Origin of the sequence: Boseongicola sp. (assembly GCA_014075275.1) — a bacterium.
Taxonomy (GTDB): Bacteria; Pseudomonadota; Alphaproteobacteria; order Rhodobacterales; family Rhodobacteraceae.
This window is the reverse complement of sequence record CP046179.1, coordinates 3413690-3432710: the sequence shown is the minus strand read 5'-3', so window position 1 is coordinate 3432710 and position 19021 is coordinate 3413690. Positions and strand designations below refer to the sequence as shown.

The following is a 19021-nucleotide window of genomic DNA, read 5'->3' as shown; positions in this document are numbered from 1 at the left end:
CGACTGTCCAACAGTACTATTAAGACATTCTTTCTAAGCTGCTGCCTCGCGCGGCACCTGCCCCATGGCCCGTTCGACCAAACCCACTCCTGCCCCATCCTTCGACGCTCCCTCGGACAGTAAACGTCTCCAGGCCCGCGCGCCGGGCCGCCCAGAGAACAACCCAAGCATATGACGCGTGATCTGATGCAATCGTCCGCGTTCAGCCAAATGCTTTTCGATATAGGGCAGCATTGCAATCACCGCATCATGCGGACCAGTGCAATTGTCCGTAGTTCCAAAAATCCGACAGTCAGCCTGGCCAAGCACTTGCCAAGGCACTTGATACGCTGCGCGCCCAATCATCACCCCATCCAGCCCATTGCCCAATTGCAGCGCCACATCATCCAATGACTGGATGCCTCCGTTGATCGAAACATGCAAGTTCGGGAAAAGGTTCTTCATTTCCAAAACAAGGGGATAGTCTAACGGCGGAATATCACGGTTTTCCTTTGGACTAAGCCCATCCAGCCAGGCTTTACGCGCATGAATTGCAACCCGCGTCACACCTGCACTTTCCATCTTGCGCAAGAAATCCGGCAATACCACTTCGGGAACCTGATCATCAACACCGATGCGGCATTTGACCGTAACCGGCACATCGACCGCTTCTGCCATAGCCTCAACGCAACGGGAAACGACATCAGATGTCTTCATCAAAACGGCCCCAAAGACCCCCGATTGAACGCGATCCGATGGGCACCCCACGTTCAAATTTATCTCGTCATACCCTTCCGCAGCCCCCATCTTCGCCGCTTCCGCCAACTCTTTCGGATCCGATCCGCCCAACTGCAAAGCAACCGGGTGTTCAGCCGGGTCAAACCGCAACAAATGCCGTGCCCCACCGCGAACAAGTGCCGGTGCCGTGACCATCTCTGTATAAAGACGCGTCTGCTTGCTCAGGACACGATGAAAATACCGACAATGCCGATCCGTCCAATCCATCATCGGGGCGACAGACAGGCGCGCAGCTTGCTCAATATGAAGATGATTGACCATGCGCGCGTTCTACTAAAGCAAAACAAAGGTGTCGAACAATTCTCGGCGAACTCCCTGTCCGGTCCGAGCAACCTTCGGCCGCTTTCACTCTAATCTTCCCTGACACCGTCACTCGGTTCAAGAAGTTCAATCTCAACAAAAGCGCATTCGAAATCGTTGCCATTGATGACATCGTGTTCAACACCGATTTCACGGTAATACGGCACTCCATTTTGCATGGCCGCCCGCACATGTTGGCCTCCACCAAGATTGATCTCAAGCGTACCGTCAAAAAGAGGAACAACCACATAGTCAAACGCATGCCTGTGCCAACCGGTGTTGTCTCCGCGCTTCTTGAACCGCCACTTCGTCGCTCGGACCCGCTCATTATCAATCAACACTGTCGGTATTGCTGATCCGCTTTCAGGGCACATGGCCGTCCTTTTCCGGTTCACCGCTCAAAGGCTTATGGTTCCTAGCGGAACCCCTCTTCCCCATCCGTGTGCAACTTGGGCCCACGCTCAACAATCTTCTCCAGCGCTTCATCAACCGTTCGATTGGGCGCCTCATGCACATCCACCTGCCGCTCGGCGGGATTGTGCGCCCATTTCACCGCGTTGGTCAGAACCTGACGCACATTGGCATCGTAATAGGTCGGATAGGTCTCGTGCCCCGGACGGAAATAGAAAATGTTTCCAGCACCGCGTCGATACGTCAGGCCCGAGCGGAAAACCTCTCCGCCCTTAAACCAACTGATGAAAACCGTTTCCAAAGGTTCCGGCACCCCAAACGGCTCACCATACATTTCTTCGTTCTCCAACTCGAAATGATCCGGCAATCCGAGTGCAATCGGATGCTGGCGCGATGTCACCCAAAGCCGCTCGCGCTCTCCGGCTTCGCGCCAGGTCAGATTGCAGGGCGCGCCCATTAACTTCCTAAATATTTTCGCAAAATGCGCCGAATGCAAAAGGATCAGACCCATGCCACCATAAACATGGTCCGCAACACGTTCGACGACGGCGTCGTCAACCTCTCCATGAGCGGCATGTCCCCACCACAGCAGAACGTCTGTTTCCCCCAGCCGCGCATCAGTCAACCCATGTTCGGGTTCCTGCAATGTCGCCGTCGTAGCCGTGATATCAGCGTCCATATTCAGCGCCTGTGCGATGCAGGCATGCATGCCATCGGGATACAGGTCGGCAACAACCTTGTTCTCGCGCTCATGAACATTTTCGCCCCAAACCACTGCGCGTATTGGCATTGTCGCATCCTTTCTCAACCACTCGATAGCGCCGATAGACCGTGACGGGACAGCGCACGATATCGGTATTACGCGGCTCTCCCGTCGGCGGCAATGGCGGGCCTGCGCCACGGCAATTACCTGCAACGCTATTGGGGGATTGAAGCAATTTTTATGCATTTGGCGGGAGCGATTAAATGCCCGGTAAGGTTAGGACCCTAAATCGACCCAAAGAGGATCTGCTATGATTATTGAAAGGAAACGACATGAAGCGCCTAATGATGGGATCAACCGCGGCCATAATGCTTGCGGCCCCGGCAACGGCAAACGAAATTGCCGACGCGATGGAAGATTTTTACAATTCCGAAGTTGCGGGCTGGTCAACGAACCAACTTCTTGTTGACGCGATCGTCGCACAAAATGCCGAAACTGCAGGATATGTCCAATCTGATATCGATGCCATGGACCAGACCTGGCGTGCCGAAGTTGGTCAGGCTGTGACGCCAACGATATCTCCTGTTCTGGAAAACCCGGCCTCGGAATTTCTGCGTCAGCAGGTCGAAGCATATGGCGGCCAGATCACCGAAGTCTTCATTATGGACGCGCGCGGTTTGAACGTGGCAGCCAGCGATGTGACTTCCGATTTCTGGCAAGGTGACGAAGCTAAACACGCCGAAACTTTCGTGCTCGGGCCCGGCAGTGTGCACATGTCCGAAATCGAGTTGGACGAATCCACACAGCGCTATCAGGGTCAGATTTCATTCACGATGGTTGATCCAAGTTCGGGACAGGCTGTGGGTGCAATCACTGTCGGCGTCGACGCCGATGCGCTGATGTAAACCGCAAATGGCGGCGCAAATTTAATCAAAATGGACATCGTGTAATGGGTTTGCCGAATATTCAGAGCAGGAATCCGATCTCTTCTATATTCATGACATGTGTCTTGATCTTGGCAGGGGCGATTGCCGTTGTAGCTGGCACCATGTACTCGATGTCCGCGAAATCGGCGATTTCGGTGGCCGAGGACGGGGTGCGAACCCTGGCCCTGGACGTCACAAAAATGGCAGGGGCCTCGATGGTTGGCGCCGTCCGGTTCAACAAATCTGAAGACGTTGAAAAACTGCTGGGCGAGGTCCTCGAAGCCAACCTCGAGCGCATCCAAAGCGCCTTCGTCGCCAAAATCGACGGCAACAAAATGGCAGAGGTTGGCGACCCACCAAACCAAAGCCTCCAATCGCTTGCAGAGTTGGCCTTAAGTTCCAACCAGATCGAACTCGGTCCAGATGGTTTCCAGGTCGCCGCCCCTATTCTTAAGGACGCAAAATCTCCCGCGATTGCTGTCATCGCATTTCACTGGTCTCCCCGGGCTGTTTTGAGGCGCCTTGAAAAAGAACGCACCAGCCAACTTTTTTGGACCGGTGGTTTGTTCATTACGACACTCCTCATAGCCGGTCTGGTCATTCGTCAATTGGTTTCCATGCCGTTGCGTTCTGTCACACTTAGAACGGTTCAAATGGCCGAGGGCGAATATACTCTCGACGTACCCGGCATGACACGACGCGACGAGATCGGAGAACTTGCCCGACAGCTCGAAGAATTGCGTTCAAAACTTCACGCCGCGGAAGCGACGACGAAAAATGCGCTCTTTCAAAGCGGCGGCTTTCAGGCCTCTTCTGCGGGCATGGTGATGACCAACGCTGACCTGAAAATCATGAATTTCAACAATGCCTTTAAAGAATTGGTTCAATCGTTCGGCGCCGATCTTGGTGTCGGCGTCGCAAAGATTGAGGCGGGTTCTCTCGCCGGGCTTGGCATTGATACCATCCACCGGCGCCCAGAAGACCTGAAAACCCTGCTCGCAAAAGGCCAATTTCCTTTCTCTCAAGAAATCAAACTTGGTGCCAGTACGGTTGCGATCGTCGTCAATCAGGTGAAAGACGATGCGGGCGGCTCCCTCGGCTACATTCTCGAATGGAAAGACATTACGGCAGACCGCACCAACAAAGCCGTCATCGATGCCTTGGATTCCACGCAAATGCGCGCGGACTTCGACGTCAAGGGAGTACTGAAATGGATAAATTCTAATTTGAATTCAGCGCTGGGTTCATCCAATGAATTACTTGGCAGTACATCAGCCGACGGCTTCATGAGGTCCGAGGATGCGCCCGAATTCTTTGCGCGCGCCAGTCGCGGCGAAGCGGTCATTGGAACGTTTGATCTCTGCTATGACGATTTGAAAATCAAAATCAGCGGCAGTTTTACACCAACATTGGATAACGAGGGTAAGTCAGCCGGTTTTGTGATGGTCGGTAGCGACATAACAGAAGCAGCGCGCGCGCATGCGCAGACAGAAATCGAGAGATCGGAAAATGCGAGTTCTCAGAAACGGGTGGTAGAGGGGTTCAGCAAAGGTTTGACCGCATTGTCAGCTGGCGACCTGGCCGCGAGAATTGATACACCTTTTTCGGACGAATACGACCTGCTTCGACTTCAATTTAATGACTCTGTGGCGGCATTGGACACAGCCCTCGGCACCGTACTGATCAACTCCGCCTCGATCCTCGGTGAATCCGGCAACATTTCTTCTGCTGCAAAGGACTTGTCCCAGCGGACCGAACGACAGGCCACGACCCTGAAAGAGTTCGCGGCCGCGTTGACCCAATTGAACGCGTCGGTTTCCTCTGCCGCCGATGGCGCAAACCAAGCCAGCGAAGTTGTCAGCGTCGCGCGATCCAACGCCGAATCCTCTGGCAGCGTAATGCGTGAAGCCGTTGAAGCGATGGGAGAAATTGCAACTTCGTCGGATCAGATTTCCCGGATCATTAGCGTCATCGACGACATTGCCTTCCAAACTAACCTTTTGGCACTGAATGCCGGGGTCGAGGCTGCCCGCGCAGGCGACGCTGGCCGTGGGTTTGCCGTGGTGGCGTCAGAAGTGCGGGCTCTGGCACAACGCTCCTCTGAAGCGGCCCGCGAGATCAACACCCTGATCTCAACGTCCGGAAACCACGTAAAACGCGGCGTCTCGCTGGTTGATAAAGCCGGTGACGCGCTGGCCGAGATTGTCGACTCCGTTGGAAACATTGCCGAGCATGTGACCGGCATTGCGTCCTCTGCCCGCGAACAATCCATCGGACTTGACGAAATCAACGCCTCGATTAACCAACTTGATCAAGTAACTCAGCAAAACGTGGCAATGTTCGAAGAAACGACCGCCGCGACCGTCACTTTAACGTCCGAAGCCAACGCCCTGGTTAGTGCAACTGGCCAGTTCACGACCAGCAAGCGCGCGCCTACGCAAAAAGGCAGACATGCTGCACCGCTACATACTCTCAAGAAACAGCCCCCAACCCCCTCATCTTCGCAATTGTCCGATATCCGCGTAAATCACGAAACCCGTCCAGGAATACCCACAGCACAGCCACTTGTTGGAACCGCTTCAGGCAATCTGGCACATGATGCCGCAGAAGACGATTGGGAAGATTTCTAGAGATTTCGCCATGCTGATCTTACGAAAATACTTATTATCAGCATCTTATAACAGACAATCTCGCAGCCCAGCGATTCAAATTATTGTCGAAGTCGATCACCATCCGGGTCAAACAGCGGCGCGTGCAAAACGGTTGCGGCGCGTCTCTCGCCCAGAATCTCAATTTCAGCACCTTCCGCAATCTCGGCCAGATCAACCGGCAAGAAGCCAAACGCAATCGATGTTTTTGTCCAATGCGAATACCCACCCGAAGTGCAGAATCCAACGACCTCGTCACCAATCCAGATTGGCTCATAACCAAAAACATCACTGTCGTCGGCATCGACTTTGAACGCCACCAGCTTTCGATCGGGTGGCGATTGTCTTTCCGTCAAAGCTGGCTCACGACCAATAAAGTTGTCCGATTTTTTGAACGAGATGAAACGGTCCAACCCAGTTTCGGCCGCCGTATAATCCGGTGAAAATTCGCGTTGCCACGAACCAAAGAAACGATCCAATCTGAGCGACATCATTGCCCGCATTCCAAACGGTCGCATTTCAAACTCTTGTCCTGCATCCCAGAGAACGTCCCAAAGGTGCCGCTGATCTATGGGGTCACAGAAAATTTCATACCCAAGGTCGCCTGTGTAACTAACCCTTTGAACGATGCATGACACCATCCCAACCGTCATCTGTCGCACATCAAGAAACCGAAACGCCTCGTTTGAGACATCTGCGTCCGCAACCTTTGCAAGCACTTTCCGCGCAGAAGGACCGGCAATCTGAAAGCCGGTCCTTTGATCAGAAATGTTCTGAACAGAAACTCCGTCGTCGCAATGCGCCTCGAACCAACGCAAATGGTCATCCTGGCTCCCGTAGCTGGCGGTCAGCTGAAAACGTTCCTCATCCAGACAAGACACAGTGAAATCACCAAGCAATCGGCCCTTCGGGGACAACATAGGCGTCAAAGACAAACGACCGGGCTTGGGGATGCGACCGGCCATAACCCGGTTCAACCAATCGCGGGCCCTTTTACCGGCAACCAAAAACTTCCCAAAGTTATGAACTTCATTGATTCCAACGTTCTCGCGAACCGCAAAAACCTCCTGGCGCGTTGCCTCAAAGGCGTTTGACCGCCGAAAACTCGGCGTTTCAAACCGCGGCTCACCGGCAAGCGCAAAATAGTTCACCACCTCAAGACCATACTGGGCACCAAATACTGCACCCATCTGGTCCCAAACATCATACATAGGAGTTCGGCGAAGGCCGCGCGCAGCTGGCAATTCTTCATTTGGATATGTGACGGAAAACCGTCGCTGGTAATTTTCGATCACCTTCGGAAGCGTATATCCCGGCGTCGTCCATCGCCCAAAGCGGGCCACGTCCATGGCACGTGGGTCGCGTTCGGTTTCACCTTCGATCATCCATTGCGCCAAACTGAGACCAACACCACCACCTTGACTAAATCCGGCCATAACGGCGCAGGCGGACCAATAGTTGCGAAGACCGGGCACAGGGCCAACCAATGGGTTGCCATCAGGCGCAAAGGTAAATGGTCCATGGATAATGCGCTTCACGCCCGCGCGCTCCAAAACCGGGAAACGGCGATAGGCAAACTCGACGCTGTCTTCGATCTTCGAAACGTCATCATTTAATAGCTCGTGCCCAAAGTCCCAGGGCGTTCCATTCACCGACCAGGGTTCGCAATTTTGTTCATAAAATCCAATACATAACCCACGCCCTTCTTGGCGCAGATAGCTTTCCCCTCCTGGATCCATCACATGTGGAAATTCGGTTTCGCGCTCATAGATCTCTGGAATATCCTCGGTCACAAGGTACTGGTGCGCCATTGGCATCAGCGGCAAATAGACCCCTGCCATTGCAGCAACTTCTCGCGCCCAAAGCCCCCCGGCATTTACAATATGCTCGGCCACCACCGTGCCATTTTCGGTCACAACGTCCCAACCACCGTCAGCTCTGGCGTTGGTTTCCAGAACTCGGGTCTGAGTCACTATCTCCGCGCCCCCCATCCGGGCCGCTTTTGCATAGGCATGTGTGGTGCCTGACGGATCAAGATGCCCATCCAACGGGTCATAAAGCCCGCCCAAAATGCCATCGACATTTACCAATTCCGCGACATCCCGGATTTCACTCGGAGTCAGGATCTCGGTTTGAAGCCCCATATATCGATGCTTCGCCCGTTCTGCCTTCAGCATGTCCAGCCGCTCAGGAGTTTCCGCCAACGTGACCCCACCAACATGGTGCAACCCGCACGACATGCCAGTCAGTTCCTCTAACTCCTTGTAAAGACGTATTGTATACCCCTGCAAAGCCGCCATATTTGTGTCGCCATTCAGGGTATGAAAGCCGCCGGCCGCGTGCCAGGTCGAGCCTGACGTCAATTCCGAACGTTCGATCAGCATCACATCCGACCAACCCAGCTTCGTTAGATGATACAAAACCGAACAGCCAACAACGCCTCCACCGATAACCACGACTCTTGCATGTGATTTCATCTCGTTGCCTTCCTGATTCTGGTGTTACTCGTCGACGCGGCCATGCGCTCTTAACCGAGCACACAATTCTTCTTGAAGATCGTGATCCATTTCCAAAGCAAAGATCCATGCGTAGGTCAGGAAAAAACACATCCCATCTAAATCAGCACGGGATTCCTCTCTATCGGCCGCCTGCCGGTACAATTCCACAAGCGCATTCCGATCGTCTCGTTCATGCGCTGCCAAAATTTCATCATTCAGCTTCGCATCAAAGCTAGCGGCCAGTTCGCGACTTGAAGATATGACGTTACCCATTTGAAATTATTGAATTACTCTGCAGCCACTGATTTTTTAGTCAGCCGCCCTGCGACCCACTGGTGAAACATGTGCGTTGGTCTGTCCATGGCAGGTGAAAACCGACCGCCATCAAAACCAACCGCTCCACGAGCTGCTTGCAAACCCTCGACGATATCGATGTCCTCAACAAAAACTATTCTCCACTGCTCCAGGTTTTTCTCCCGCAAACTCGTCGACGTATCCGGCTCTGAATAAAAAATGTGGACATGCTCCAATGTCAGCGTTGGGCCTTTAGGTTCCAAAACGATGGCGAACACATGATCGCGCTGCACTCCAACCATAACGTTTGGAGTGACCGTTATATATTCGCCCGCTGCATCCCATTTCTCGGATAATCCAGGAAAATCAGGAAACCGCGTTCCATCCTCATCCTCGATCTGGCGATAAACTTCTGTGCCCTGCCCGGAAAACTTCCCTTCAACTTCAATGCCATAGTGGTCTTCAAGTCTTGAGTAACTATTCAATCCCGGATGCACCCAAGGTAAATGATAACTTTCGCAATAGTTCTCGACCGCCAGCTTCCAATTCGTCTGACATTTCAATTGCAGATATCCCTGTTCACCGCCATGGAACAACGGCTTGTCGAACTCGGACCAGCGCTGCATCAATTCGCCGTGCACGTCCTCAAATTCAGGCGCGTCGCCAGAAAGATTGACGAAGACAACCCCCATCCATATGCGAGAACGCACTTCGATCAGGCCCAATTCTTCGCGCTTGATATCGGGATGCGAGTTTTGCCCCGGTCCACCAACATGGGGCGTCGCAATCAACCCACCTTTGTGGTTATAGCACCACGAGTGATACGGGCAGCGTATTGCCCCCTCGATTTTACGAGGCTCTTTCACCAGGATCATGCCGCGGTGGCGACAAATGTTCTGAAAAACCCGCACCTCGCCGTCGCGGCCACGCAGCATGAACAAAGGCACGCCCAAAAAATCAATCGGGCGCGCATCCCCTGCTTCAGGGACATCGGCCACCACACCAATACCTGCCCAGGTCGAAAACCAAATCGGCCCCTTTTCGGCTTCGTACATCTCGCTTGACGTGTAATGCGCGTTCGGCAACCCGTTTGCTATATCAACGGGTTGAAAAACCGCGGAAAGATCGTGTTGGGCCATGACCGCTCCTCCTGAAACATTCAGGAAAAATCTGCGCCCGCTCAATAAGTCCATCGCGCCACTGTGCGACATGCCCGTGTCGCGAACAAACTATCGCAAATCCAGTTTTATCGCGTTCCCGGTGCGCGCCGCCTCTTGCGCCGCCAGACCCATGGCAACGGCGCGGGCACCATCCATCAAGCTGACCTCCGGTGATCCGCCACCGCGCACCAATTCCAAGAACCGCGCGTGTTGATAGAACGTTGATCCGTTATGGTCCCCCGCATCCAAAATCGTTGGATCCACAGGAATTTCAACCACTTGCGGCCCCTTAGGATTGCGCGGCGAAACGATGACCTGCGGCACCGGTGCCTCGCCCAGATGCGTCGGCCAAAACCGTCCCGGTCCCGGAACAAAGGCCTCGATTTTTCCGCCCGGCCCCACTGCCGAAATCTCTTCCTGATACCGCGAGCCTTCAGCATACATGCAAAGCTCTAACATCGCCCGTGACCCGCTGGCGAAATCAACGATCACATAGGCTCCGTCCCAGATATCCGGCGTCTCGCCACCGTAATCCTCGTCCAGATGGTTCACGTCCTGTCCCGCCGAAGCAACGATCCGCACCGGCTCGGACTTCAGAATAAACCGCATCAAATCAAAGAAATGGCAGCACTTCTCAACCAAGGTGCCGCCCGTATACCGATTGAACCGGTTCCAATCGCCCACTTTAGGCAGAAACGGAAACCGATGCTCGCGGATCGTCAGCATCGTCGGACCACCCGTTGCCGCCGGCACTTGATCAGCAAACGTCTGGATCGGAGGCATATACCGATATTCCATCGCCACCCAAACCGGTGCCGGATAGCTCTTAATCAGCGCGTCAATCCGCGCGCCGTGATCCGGGTCAGTATAAAGCGGCTTTTCGATCAACAGCGGCAAAGGTCGACGCGCTGCAATCTCTTCGAACTGAGCAACATGCAAATGGTTCGGCGAAACGATCAACAAACAGTCCAGATCGTCGATATTCAACAGCGCATCAACCGAGTCTACCAACTTTGCATTCGGCGCGATCGCCTTTGCTGCATCCGCCTGTATCCGGTCCGGCTCGTAAATCGCTGCTACCCGTGCATCCGGCAACAACGCGATATTGCGCAAGTGCTCCTGCCCCATCATTCCACAGCCAATCACGCCATAGTTCACCGTCTTCGTCATCGTTCCCGTTACCTCATCCGCGCGACATAGCGCGCTACATTCTGATCGAACCAGGTGCGCGAATACTCCGCCACCTCGCCCGTGTCCGTTCTTCCCCAGCGCTCGATAAACCCACAAGGGGCACCAGCGTCCAGCCCAAATTCTTGCACCGTCCAATCCGGCACTTCGGCAATCCCAACCCGGTCTTCCGCGCGCGTGATCCAAAGGTTCAGCCGCGTGCGGTAATAAAGGTAAAGGGACTCCAATATTTCGGCCTGATCAATGTCCTGCACCCAGGCACCATCCAGCCAAATCTCTTCCAAAGCAGCAGGCGCGTCGGAAAGATGCCGCAACCTTCGAATGCGATGCCCCTCGCCCGAGCTGCCAAACGATGGCAGATCAGCAGGCTTCTTCATCCGTCGCACATCCAGAAACTGGGCCGTCGGCAACCCGCCGCCTTCAACATGCTCCAGCCGAAAGAACGCATAGACGCCAGCCGCATCGGCCCTGTGCCGAACATAGTTGCCAGACCCCTGGATGCGTTCCAGCATTCCCCGTTCAGTCAGATCGTTCAGCGCCTTTCGTAACGTGCCAACCGAAATACCCATGTCCGTCGCCATATCCCGTTCGGGTGCCAGCCGCGCACCGTCAGCGATGCGCCCGGCAGCGATCTCGCGGATCAGCAATTCGGCGGTCTGAACGTATTTTGGCAGCGCGGACGAGTCGGTCACTTTGAGGCGGTCCGAAAATTGATACACTATTGATCTATATCATTGCGAGTGCTACGCAAGTGAAAAATACGCCCCGGAGAAGATTCGCATGACCATTGTTCCCGTGACCTCAGCCGACCTGGATGCGGCTGAAGTCAGTTGGTTTTCCGCTTTATGTTCAGATGATTACCAGTATCTCGGTGTGCCGGACGGTGCGCTGCGGTCCAGTTGGGAGCATTGCCGCGACATCCTGTTGGAAGCCGAAAAGCAAGGTTTTCGTAATATTTTGTGTCCCTCCTCTTATCAGGTTGGGCAAGATACCCTCAGCTTTGTTGCAGGCTGCGCGCCGCTGACCGAGAACATCAACATGTTGGCCGCCGTTCGCTGTGGTGAGATGCAGCCAATCATGTTGGCCCGCACGTTGGCGACGCTGGATCACATGCTAAAAGGCCGTTTGGTCATCAACATCATCTCGTCGGATTTCCCCGGCGAAGTTGCCCCATCAGCCTACCGCTACCAGCGCTCTCGCGAGGTGGTCGAAATCCTCCGTCAGGCGTGGACCCAGGACACAATCAACTATCAGGGCGAAGTCTATAACTTCGAAAACGTCCCTACCGGACCCGCTGCTCCCTATCAGCAGAATGGTGGTCCGCTGATGTATTTCGGGGGCTACTCCCCAGCGGCGTTGGATCTTTGCGGCCAGCACTGCGACGTCTACCTCATGTGGCCCGAGCCGAAAGAGAACCTCGCGCAGCGCATGAAAGACGCCCACGCAGTCGCCGAGAAATACAACCGTACGCTTGATTATGGCCTTCGCGTTCACATGATTGTCCGTGATACCGAGGCCGAAGCGAAAGAATATGCCGAACACCTCGTTAGCAAGCTGGACGATGAATACGGCCAACTCATTCGCGACCGCGCGCACGACTCTATCTCGCTAGGCGTGGCCCATCAGGCCAAAGCGCGCGAGCTGGCAGATAAATTTGGATATATCGAACCCAACCTCTGGACAGGCGTTGGTCGTGCACGCTCCGGCTGCGGCGCCGCCCTTGTCGGATCTACTGATCAGGTTCTCACGCAAATCGAAGAGTATAAAAAGATGGGCATCCGCGCCTTCATCTTCTCCGGCTATCCGCACATCGACGAATGCATCAGCTTCGGCCAGCGCGTTTTGCCCGAGTTGAAAACCTGCTCGCTTCCGCACGAATACGGCCGTGTTCCTGCAGAAACACCAGCCACCCCTCTCGGCGCAGGAGAGCGCGTATAATGGATCGCGTTGACCTCACGCCCGACCTCAGTTTCAGCCGCATTGTCTATGGCATGTGGCGTCTGGACGAAGCTGCCGATACATCACCCGAGCACATCCGCGCCAAGATTGAGGCGTGCTTGGATCAGGGCATCACGACCATGGATCAGGCCGACGTCTACGGCCTTTACGCGTCGGAAGAACTGTTCGGCGCCGCGCTGAAAGGCACAGATCTGGCCAGCAAGATCGAGGTTGTCACCAAAACCGACATTGTCGTGCCCTCGGACGCTTATCCAAACGCGAAGGTTAAGCACTACGACACCTCGGCTGAACATATCACCGCCTCTGTCGATCGTTCGCTGAAGCTGATGAATCTGGAAAAAATCGACCTGCTCCTGATCCACCGGCAGGATCCATTCATGGATCATCTTGAAACAGGCCCGGCACTGGACGCTCTGGTCGCCAGCGGCAAAGTCCTTTCGGTCGGCGTTTCAAATTTCCGTCCTTGGGATTTTTCGCTGCTACAGTCGGCCATGGAAAACGACCTTGTCGTCAACCAGATCGAGCTTAGCCTGTCCTGCAACGAAGCCTTTACCAACGGCGACATCGCCTTCCTTCAGGAAAACGCCATCGCACCCATGGCATGGTCCCCACTTGGCGGCGGCGCACTTGTTTCGGCAGGCAGCGAAGGCGAATTGCGCACGACGATTTCAAAGATTGCCATGCAAAATCATGTGGATGAGGCCGCAGTGGCCGTCGCTTGGCTGCTGGCACACCCTTCGGGCATCATGCCTGTAATGGGCACCAACAACCTCGACCGGATCAAGGCACTTTCAGATGCGCTGAAAGTAAAAATGGACCGCGAAACGTGGTTCGAGCTTTACACAGCCGCAATTGGCCACGAGGTTCCATAAGATGCCGGACGGAGGATTTACCAACATGTTGCAATTCACGCCGGGCCCCGACACGTCGCGCGCATTCCGCGATGCGCTGGGAAGTTTTGCCACGGGCGTCACAGTTGTAACCTGTAAATCCACCGAAGGCCCCCTTGGCATCACCGCCAACAGCTTTGCCTCTCTGTCATTGGACCCGCCTCTGGTCATCTGGTCCCCGGCCCGGGCTTCCAAGCGCTTCGCCGCATTCGAGGCCGCCAACGACTACGCCATCCACATCATGTCCTGCGATCAATTCGAGCTTTGCTCCGGTTTCGCCCGCGACGGGTGGGATTTCTCCAAAGCGGATTGGGAAGAAAACGCATCCGGTGTTCCGCTTCTGAACAACTGCATCGCACGCTTTGAATGCACACGTCACGCCATCCACGACGGCGGCGATCATGCCATTATCGTTGGCCGCGTTACCAACGCAGCCACACAACTCGGCGACCCGCTGATTTTCTCAAAAGGATCATACGGACGCTTTACAGACCAAACGTAAGACGAAAGACTAATTTGGCTGACCCGCAAAAAAGATAACAATGGGTCACGAAGGGGAGGATAAGCGCAATGTCGCTGCTAATGGGGCTATTAACGCCCTTTCAACTTTGGAACGACATCGTTCTGAAAGTCGGACGATGGATATCCCTTGTCGCGATCTTTTTGATGGTGCTGGCGATCCTGATCCAGGTGTTCTTTCGCTACGCCCTGAACAACGCCCTGCCCTGGCCCGATGAAGCCGCCCGCTTCATGATGCTCTGGATGACCGGCTTCATGGCACCGCTAGCCTACCGGCGCGGTGGATTTGTTGCTATCGACATGCTGGTCGAAGCCCTTCCCCAAAAGATCGGCGCAGCGCTTTCATTGATCCTCCTGATCATTTCTGGCGCCGTCCTGGCCATGGCCGTCAGCATTGGCTGGGGCGAGGTCACCGGTTTTGGTGGCAGGTTCGCGACCGCCTCTCTCTATCTGCCGACATCTGTAGACTTCAGCGAATGGTTCCGTGTCCCACGGTCCTGGATGATGATGTCCTTCTTCATGGGCGTCATCTTACTGCTGATTGTGAATATCGAGTTGATCCTGCGCACCCTGATCACAATGCTGGGTGGCGGAGATCAATTAAAGGACATTGTCCCTCCTGAAGAAGAAATGGTGGTGGATTGATATGCTGATTTGGTTCCTCCCCGTCTTCCTCATCTTCCTCATGATCGGACTCCCGGTCTTCTTCGGCCTGCTCGCAGCCCCCGGCATCTTGCTATGGGCGGCAGGCCAAGAGAAAGACATCACCCTCCTTTACCGCAACGTTTACAATGGCATGGACAGCTTCCCGCTGATGGCGATCCCGTTCTTCATGCTGGCAGGCGAACTGATGAACAAGGGCGGTATCACCGAACGCCTTGTTGAATTCAGCCAGGCCCTCATGGGCCACCTGCGCGGCGGACTCGCCCATGTGAACATTCTGTCCTCCATGCTGTTCGCAGGCCTTTCAGGGTCCGCTGTGGCCGACACATCGGCACTGGGTTCGATGTTGATCCCGGCGATGGAGAAACAAGGCTATACACGTCGTTTCGCCGCCGCGGTCACCGCTGCATCTTCTGTCATCGGCCCGATTATCCCGCCCTCGGGCATCATGATCATCTACGCCTATGTCATGGGCGAAAGCGTCGCGGCGCTGTTCCTTGCAGGTATCGTGCCCGGCGTCATGGTCGGCCTCGGCCTGATGCTGGTCGTGCGCCTATTGGCCAACAAATACGATTTGCCGAAGGCCGAGCGTATCGTCAAGAAAGGCATGAAACTGACATCCCGCGAATACTGGGTGTCATTCGTGCTGCTGCGCCTGAACATGGGCTGGGTCTTCTTCGCAATCTTCCGCAATGCCACCGGCATCGCTACGGGCGAAGAAACCTCCGCCGCTGTCGTCTGGCTCACTTTCCTTGTCAGCGTCGGTGCAGCGCACGCGCTTTTGATGGCTATGCGCCCCCGCGTTGACAGCGATTTCCGCATGGTGACCAAGCGCGCGGTCGTTCCGCTGCAAACGCCGATCCTGATCCTGGGCGGCATCCTTCTTGGCGTCTTCACCCCAACCGAGGCCGCGGCCGTTGCCGTCTTCTACGCGATCTTCGTGGCGTTCTTCGTGCTAAAGACAATGAAGTTCTCAGACCTCCCCGGCGTCCTCAGCCGATCGGCTATGACGTCCGCAGTCGTCCTGCTGCTGGTTGGCGGTGCCATGGCGTTCAAAACCGTGGTCTCGCTCAGCTACGCGCCCCAAATCCTGGCGGATTACATCCTCGGCTTGTCGGAAAACCCACTGATCCTGCTGTTCCTGATCAACATCCTGTTGTTCATTGTCGGCATGTTCCTGGACGCTGGCCCGGCGATCATCATCCTGGGACCAATTCTTGGGCCGATCTTCGTCGATCTCGGGGTGCATCCGGTGCATTTCGCCATTATCATGTCGGTCAACCTGACCGTCGGATTGGCGACACCGCCGATGGGACTGGTGTTATTCGTCGCCTCATCGGTCTCTGGCGAAAAGGTGCAAACCATCGCCAAAGCCATCCTACCATTCCTTGCGGTCGAGGTTCTGGTGATCTTCCTGATCACCTATATTCCGGCCATCTCGATGACGGTTCCTAGACTTACAGGCTTCGTCAACTAATTAGAAACCCATAAAGCACCATTCAAAAGGGAGAAAAATATGCTGAAAGGGATCACCAAGTCGCTGATGATAGCGACGCTGCTTGCCGGAACGGCCGTGGCCGCTCAGGCTGCGGACTTCAAACTCCGCGCCACGGCAAACTCGAACGAGAACGACGAAGACTATGACGGTCTGATCGTTTTCAAAAACCACGTTGAACAAGCCTCAAACGGCGCGATCGAAGTGGAACTGTTCATCGGCACACAGCTGTGCTCGAACGGTGCTGAGTGCCTGCAGGGCATCGCCGATGGCAACATCGACGTTTACATCTCAACATCGGGTGGCGCTTCCGGCATCTTCCCATTCGTTCAGGTTCTCGACCTGCCGTATCTGATGACTGACGACCGCATCGCCGAAGCAGCCCTGTCCAACGGCACAGACTTCATGAAAACCATGAAGGACATGACCCTGGAAGCCTCCGGCGGCATGATCCGCCTGATGACAGTCGGCAACACAGGTGGTTGGAGAAACTTCGCCAACACCAAACGTCGGGTGGCAAGCCCGGGCGACATGGAAGGCCTGAAGATCCGCACCGTGGTTGCTGACCTTCCGCAGGAACTGGTGAAAGCCCTTGGTGCTTCGCCAACGCCGATCCCATGGCCCGAACTGTTCACCTCGTTCCAGACTGGCGTTGTTGAAGGCTCCAAAAACGGCATCACCGACATCATGGGCATGAAGTTCCCTGATGCTGGCCTGCAATATGTGACGCTGGACGGCCACGCCTACATGGGCGCTCTGTGGTTCATGAACAACGAGTCGTTCTCGTCCATGCCAGACGACATGAAGCGCGTCGTTGCTGACGGTTTCTATGCGCTGCAGCAAGCGACTTTTGCCTCGCCAAAGCGTAAATCGATCCAGGCCTATCAGGACTTCCAAGAAGGTGGTGGCGATCTCTATGTGCCATCTCCTGCGGAAAAGGCCGCATTCAAAGAAGCCTCAGCACCTGTCTATGACTGGTTCAAAGGCAACGTTGACGGTGGCGGACGTATCTTTGATGCGCTCACAGGCACTGTTGCAGCTGTAGAAGCCGACATCGACGCGTCGCGCGCAGCTGACCTGAACTAAGGTCTCCCATAAATCGACCTTGTAAGGGCGCTCCAATCTGGGCGCCCTTTCTTAATAGGGCGTTATCCAACCGTTCGGGTCCACCGACGTAATACCGACGCGATACAGACAGCGCCAAAACCTTTCTCAAGCGGTCATTATTGGCCCAATAAATATCCTCGCCGAAGGCACTCCGCGCCCCGGTTTTCGCCCACACGACAAGCACTAATTAAGAAAAAGGCGGCTCCAAACCGGGCCGCCTTCAAACGTCTTTATGCTGCAGATTTGCGCTTGCTGCGCCGCGGTCTGTTGCGGCGTCTCTGCCCGCCGGGCTTGCCTTTATTGCCTTTGTTATCAGGCTTTTGCCCCCGAACAGGCTCCCATGCGCGACCCCCAATCACCGGTATCGCCTTGCCCATAGTCTTCTCAATCTGGCGCAGCGCACCCACTTCCTCAGGCGAACAAAACGCCACTGCCTGCCCGCTCAAACCGGCCCGCGCCGTGCGCCCAATCCGGTGAACATAATTGTCCGGCACATTTGGCAGATCATAGTTATAAACGTGCCGAACCCCGGGAATATCCAACCCCCGCGCCGCCACATCCGTCGCCACCAGAACCTTCAATTCGCCATCCTTAAACTGCCGGATCGCCCGCTCCCGTTGACCCTGTGATTTGTTGCCGTGAATTGATCCTGCCGCAAACCCAGCCGCAACCAGCGACTTCATCAAACGCTCTGAACCATGCTTGGTTCGCGCAAACACCAGCGCCAGTTCTTCGCGGTGCTTATCCAGATATTCTTTCAACAAACCCGTCTTCTCGGCCTGCGCAATATAGTGCAGTCCCTGGGAAACTTTGTCCGCTGGCTTGCCCGGAGGCGCCGCTTCAACTCGTACCGGGTTGGTCAGATAAGCCGTTGAAAGCTCTGCCATTTGCTTGGGCATAGTGGCCGAAAACAACATCGTCTGACGATCTTTGGACAACAGCGGAGCAATCCGACGCAGCGCATGAATAAAGCCCATGTCCAGCATCTGGTCAGCCTCATCCAGCACCAGAAATTTAGTCTGATTCAGGCGCACAGCCCGGCGATCCAACAGGTCGATCAACCGACCCGGTGTCGCCACCAGAAGGTCGGTACCTTTACCTAATCGCTGCATCTGGGGATTGATCGACGCGCCGCCCACTACAAGGTTCACCTTCAGATGCGTGTCTTGTGTATAGGCGCGCATATTGTCCGAGATTTGCTTGGCCAGCTCGCGCGTCGGCGCAAGGATCAATCCGTGGGCGCATTTCGCCTCGGGCTTCACGCCAAGCTTAGTTAATGTGTGTATCAATGGCAGCCCGAAAGCCGCCGTTTTGCCCGTGCCGGTTTGCGCCAGCCCCATCACATCGCGGCCATTCATGGCATGCGGGATGGCTTTCTTCTGGATAGGGGTCGGGTCTTTAATACCTTGTTCAGCAAGTTTCGCTACAAGGCGGGGCTGAAGCCCCAGCATATCAAAATCCATAATCGTTCATTCTTGTTCGG

At 55.1% G+C, this 19021-nt stretch carries 17 protein-coding genes; 8 read left to right on the top strand and 9 right to left on the bottom strand.

What is annotated here, in order from left to right:
• Positions 1–33: 33 nt before the first annotated feature.
• From dusA to GKR98_17140, 3 genes are all read right to left on the bottom strand, one after another.
• Positions 34–1038 (bottom strand): tRNA dihydrouridine(20/20a) synthase DusA, encoded by a 1005-nt coding sequence (dusA, locus tag GKR98_17150; protein QMU59753.1) that lies wholly within the window; start codon positions 1036–1038, stop codon positions 34–36.
• 89 nt (positions 1039–1127) lie between these two features.
• Positions 1128–1451: a cupin gene (locus tag GKR98_17145; protein ID QMU59752.1), complete on the bottom strand. Its 324-nt coding sequence runs from the start codon at positions 1449–1451 to the stop codon at positions 1128–1130.
• A gap of 41 nt (positions 1452–1492) precedes the next feature.
• Entirely contained in the window at positions 1493–2278 is a 786-nt protein-coding gene (locus tag GKR98_17140) for a trehalose utilization protein ThuA (GenBank protein QMU59751.1), read from the bottom strand.
• Positions 2279–2523: 245 nt separating this feature from the next.
• Here GKR98_17140 and GKR98_17135 point away from each other — a divergent pair, with 245 nt between their 5' ends.
• Positions 2524–3096 (top strand): hypothetical protein, encoded by a 573-nt coding sequence (locus GKR98_17135; GenBank protein QMU59750.1) that lies wholly within the window; start codon positions 2524–2526, stop codon positions 3094–3096.
• Between the two features lie 44 nt (positions 3097–3140).
• Positions 3141–5747, top strand: coding sequence for a HAMP domain-containing protein (locus GKR98_17130; GenBank protein QMU59749.1), 2607 nt, complete (start codon positions 3141–3143; stop codon positions 5745–5747).
• A gap of 80 nt (positions 5748–5827) precedes the next feature.
• Here the strand turns inward: GKR98_17130 and GKR98_17125 are convergent, their stop codons facing one another.
• The 5 genes from GKR98_17125 to GKR98_17105 form a co-directional block, all read right to left on the bottom strand.
• A complete protein-coding gene (locus GKR98_17125) occupies positions 5828–8242 on the bottom strand; it encodes an FAD-dependent oxidoreductase (GenBank protein ID QMU59748.1) in 2415 nt (804 codons plus the stop codon).
• Between the two features lie 24 nt (positions 8243–8266).
• Positions 8267–8536 (bottom strand): hypothetical protein, encoded by a 270-nt coding sequence (locus GKR98_17120; GenBank protein ID QMU59747.1) that lies wholly within the window; start codon positions 8534–8536, stop codon positions 8267–8269.
• 14 nt (positions 8537–8550) lie between these two features.
• A complete protein-coding gene (locus tag GKR98_17115; protein QMU59746.1) occupies positions 8551–9696 on the bottom strand; it encodes a Rieske 2Fe-2S domain-containing protein in 1146 nt (381 codons plus the stop codon).
• A gap of 90 nt (positions 9697–9786) precedes the next feature.
• Entirely contained in the window at positions 9787–10887 is a 1101-nt protein-coding gene (locus tag GKR98_17110) for a gfo/Idh/MocA family oxidoreductase (protein ID QMU59745.1), read from the bottom strand.
• 8 nt (positions 10888–10895) lie between these two features.
• The gene (locus GKR98_17105; GenBank protein ID QMU59744.1) at positions 10896–11597 is read right to left on the bottom strand and encodes a UTRA domain-containing protein; all 702 of its coding nucleotides are present in this window, start codon (positions 11595–11597) and stop codon (positions 10896–10898) included.
• Between the two features lie 88 nt (positions 11598–11685).
• Here GKR98_17105 and GKR98_17100 point away from each other — a divergent pair, with 88 nt between their 5' ends.
• From GKR98_17100 to GKR98_17075, 6 genes are all read left to right on the top strand, one after another.
• Positions 11686–12843 carry an LLM class flavin-dependent oxidoreductase gene (locus GKR98_17100; GenBank protein QMU59743.1) on the top strand — a complete coding sequence of 386 codons (1158 nt, stop codon included), beginning with the start codon at positions 11686–11688 and terminating at the stop codon, positions 12841–12843.
• Positions 12843–13736 carry an oxidoreductase gene (locus tag GKR98_17095; protein QMU59742.1) on the top strand — a complete coding sequence of 298 codons (894 nt, stop codon included), beginning with the start codon at positions 12843–12845 and terminating at the stop codon, positions 13734–13736. The genes GKR98_17100 and GKR98_17095 overlap by 1 nt, the downstream gene beginning before the upstream one ends.
• Before the next feature lie 25 nt (positions 13737–13761).
• Positions 13762–14256, top strand: a complete 495-nt coding sequence (locus GKR98_17090) for a flavin reductase (protein QMU59741.1) — start codon at positions 13762–13764, stop codon at positions 14254–14256.
• A 68-nt stretch (positions 14257–14324) separates the two neighbouring features.
• Entirely contained in the window at positions 14325–14918 is a 594-nt protein-coding gene (locus tag GKR98_17085) for a DUF2768 family protein (protein QMU59740.1), read from the top strand.
• 1 nt (position 14919) lies between these two features.
• Positions 14920–16413: a TRAP transporter large permease subunit gene (locus tag GKR98_17080; protein QMU59739.1), complete on the top strand. Its 1494-nt coding sequence runs from the start codon at positions 14920–14922 to the stop codon at positions 16411–16413.
• A gap of 39 nt (positions 16414–16452) precedes the next feature.
• The gene (locus GKR98_17075) at positions 16453–17517 is read left to right on the top strand and encodes a C4-dicarboxylate ABC transporter substrate-binding protein (protein ID QMU59738.1); all 1065 of its coding nucleotides are present in this window, start codon (positions 16453–16455) and stop codon (positions 17515–17517) included.
• A 251-nt stretch (positions 17518–17768) separates the two neighbouring features.
• Here the strand turns inward: GKR98_17075 and GKR98_17070 are convergent, their stop codons facing one another.
• A complete protein-coding gene (locus GKR98_17070; protein QMU59737.1) occupies positions 17769–19001 on the bottom strand; it encodes a DEAD/DEAH box helicase in 1233 nt (410 codons plus the stop codon).
• Positions 19002–19021 lie beyond the last annotated feature (20 nt).

Coding starts and splice junctions, on each gene's coding strand:
- dusA (QMU59753.1), bottom strand. CDS start 1,038: ATGGTCAATCATCTTCATATTGAGCAAGCTGCGCGCCTGTCTGTCGCC.
- GKR98_17145 (QMU59752.1), bottom strand. CDS start 1,451: ATGTGCCCTGAAAGCGGATCAGCAATACCGACAGTGTTGATTGATAAT.
- GKR98_17140 (QMU59751.1), bottom strand. CDS start 2,278: ATGCCAATACGCGCAGTGGTTTGGGGCGAAAATGTTCATGAGCGCGAG.
- GKR98_17135 (QMU59750.1), top strand. CDS start 2,524: ATGAAGCGCCTAATGATGGGATCAACCGCGGCCATAATGCTTGCGGCC.
- GKR98_17130 (QMU59749.1), top strand. CDS start 3,141: ATGGGTTTGCCGAATATTCAGAGCAGGAATCCGATCTCTTCTATATTC.
- GKR98_17125 (QMU59748.1), bottom strand. CDS start 8,242: ATGAAATCACATGCAAGAGTCGTGGTTATCGGTGGAGGCGTTGTTGGC.
- GKR98_17120 (QMU59747.1), bottom strand. CDS start 8,536: ATGGGTAACGTCATATCTTCAAGTCGCGAACTGGCCGCTAGCTTTGAT.
- GKR98_17115 (QMU59746.1), bottom strand. CDS start 9,696: ATGGCCCAACACGATCTTTCCGCGGTTTTTCAACCCGTTGATATAGCA.
- GKR98_17110 (QMU59745.1), bottom strand. CDS start 10,887: ATGACGAAGACGGTGAACTATGGCGTGATTGGCTGTGGAATGATGGGG.
- GKR98_17100 (QMU59743.1), top strand. CDS start 11,686: ATGACCATTGTTCCCGTGACCTCAGCCGACCTGGATGCGGCTGAAGTC.
- GKR98_17095 (QMU59742.1), top strand. CDS start 12,843: ATGGATCGCGTTGACCTCACGCCCGACCTCAGTTTCAGCCGCATTGTC.
- GKR98_17090 (QMU59741.1), top strand. CDS start 13,762: ATGTTGCAATTCACGCCGGGCCCCGACACGTCGCGCGCATTCCGCGAT.
- GKR98_17085 (QMU59740.1), top strand. CDS start 14,325: ATGTCGCTGCTAATGGGGCTATTAACGCCCTTTCAACTTTGGAACGAC.
- GKR98_17080 (QMU59739.1), top strand. CDS start 14,920: ATGCTGATTTGGTTCCTCCCCGTCTTCCTCATCTTCCTCATGATCGGA.
- GKR98_17075 (QMU59738.1), top strand. CDS start 16,453: ATGCTGAAAGGGATCACCAAGTCGCTGATGATAGCGACGCTGCTTGCC.
- GKR98_17070 (QMU59737.1), bottom strand. CDS start 19,001: ATGGATTTTGATATGCTGGGGCTTCAGCCCCGCCTTGTAGCGAAACTT.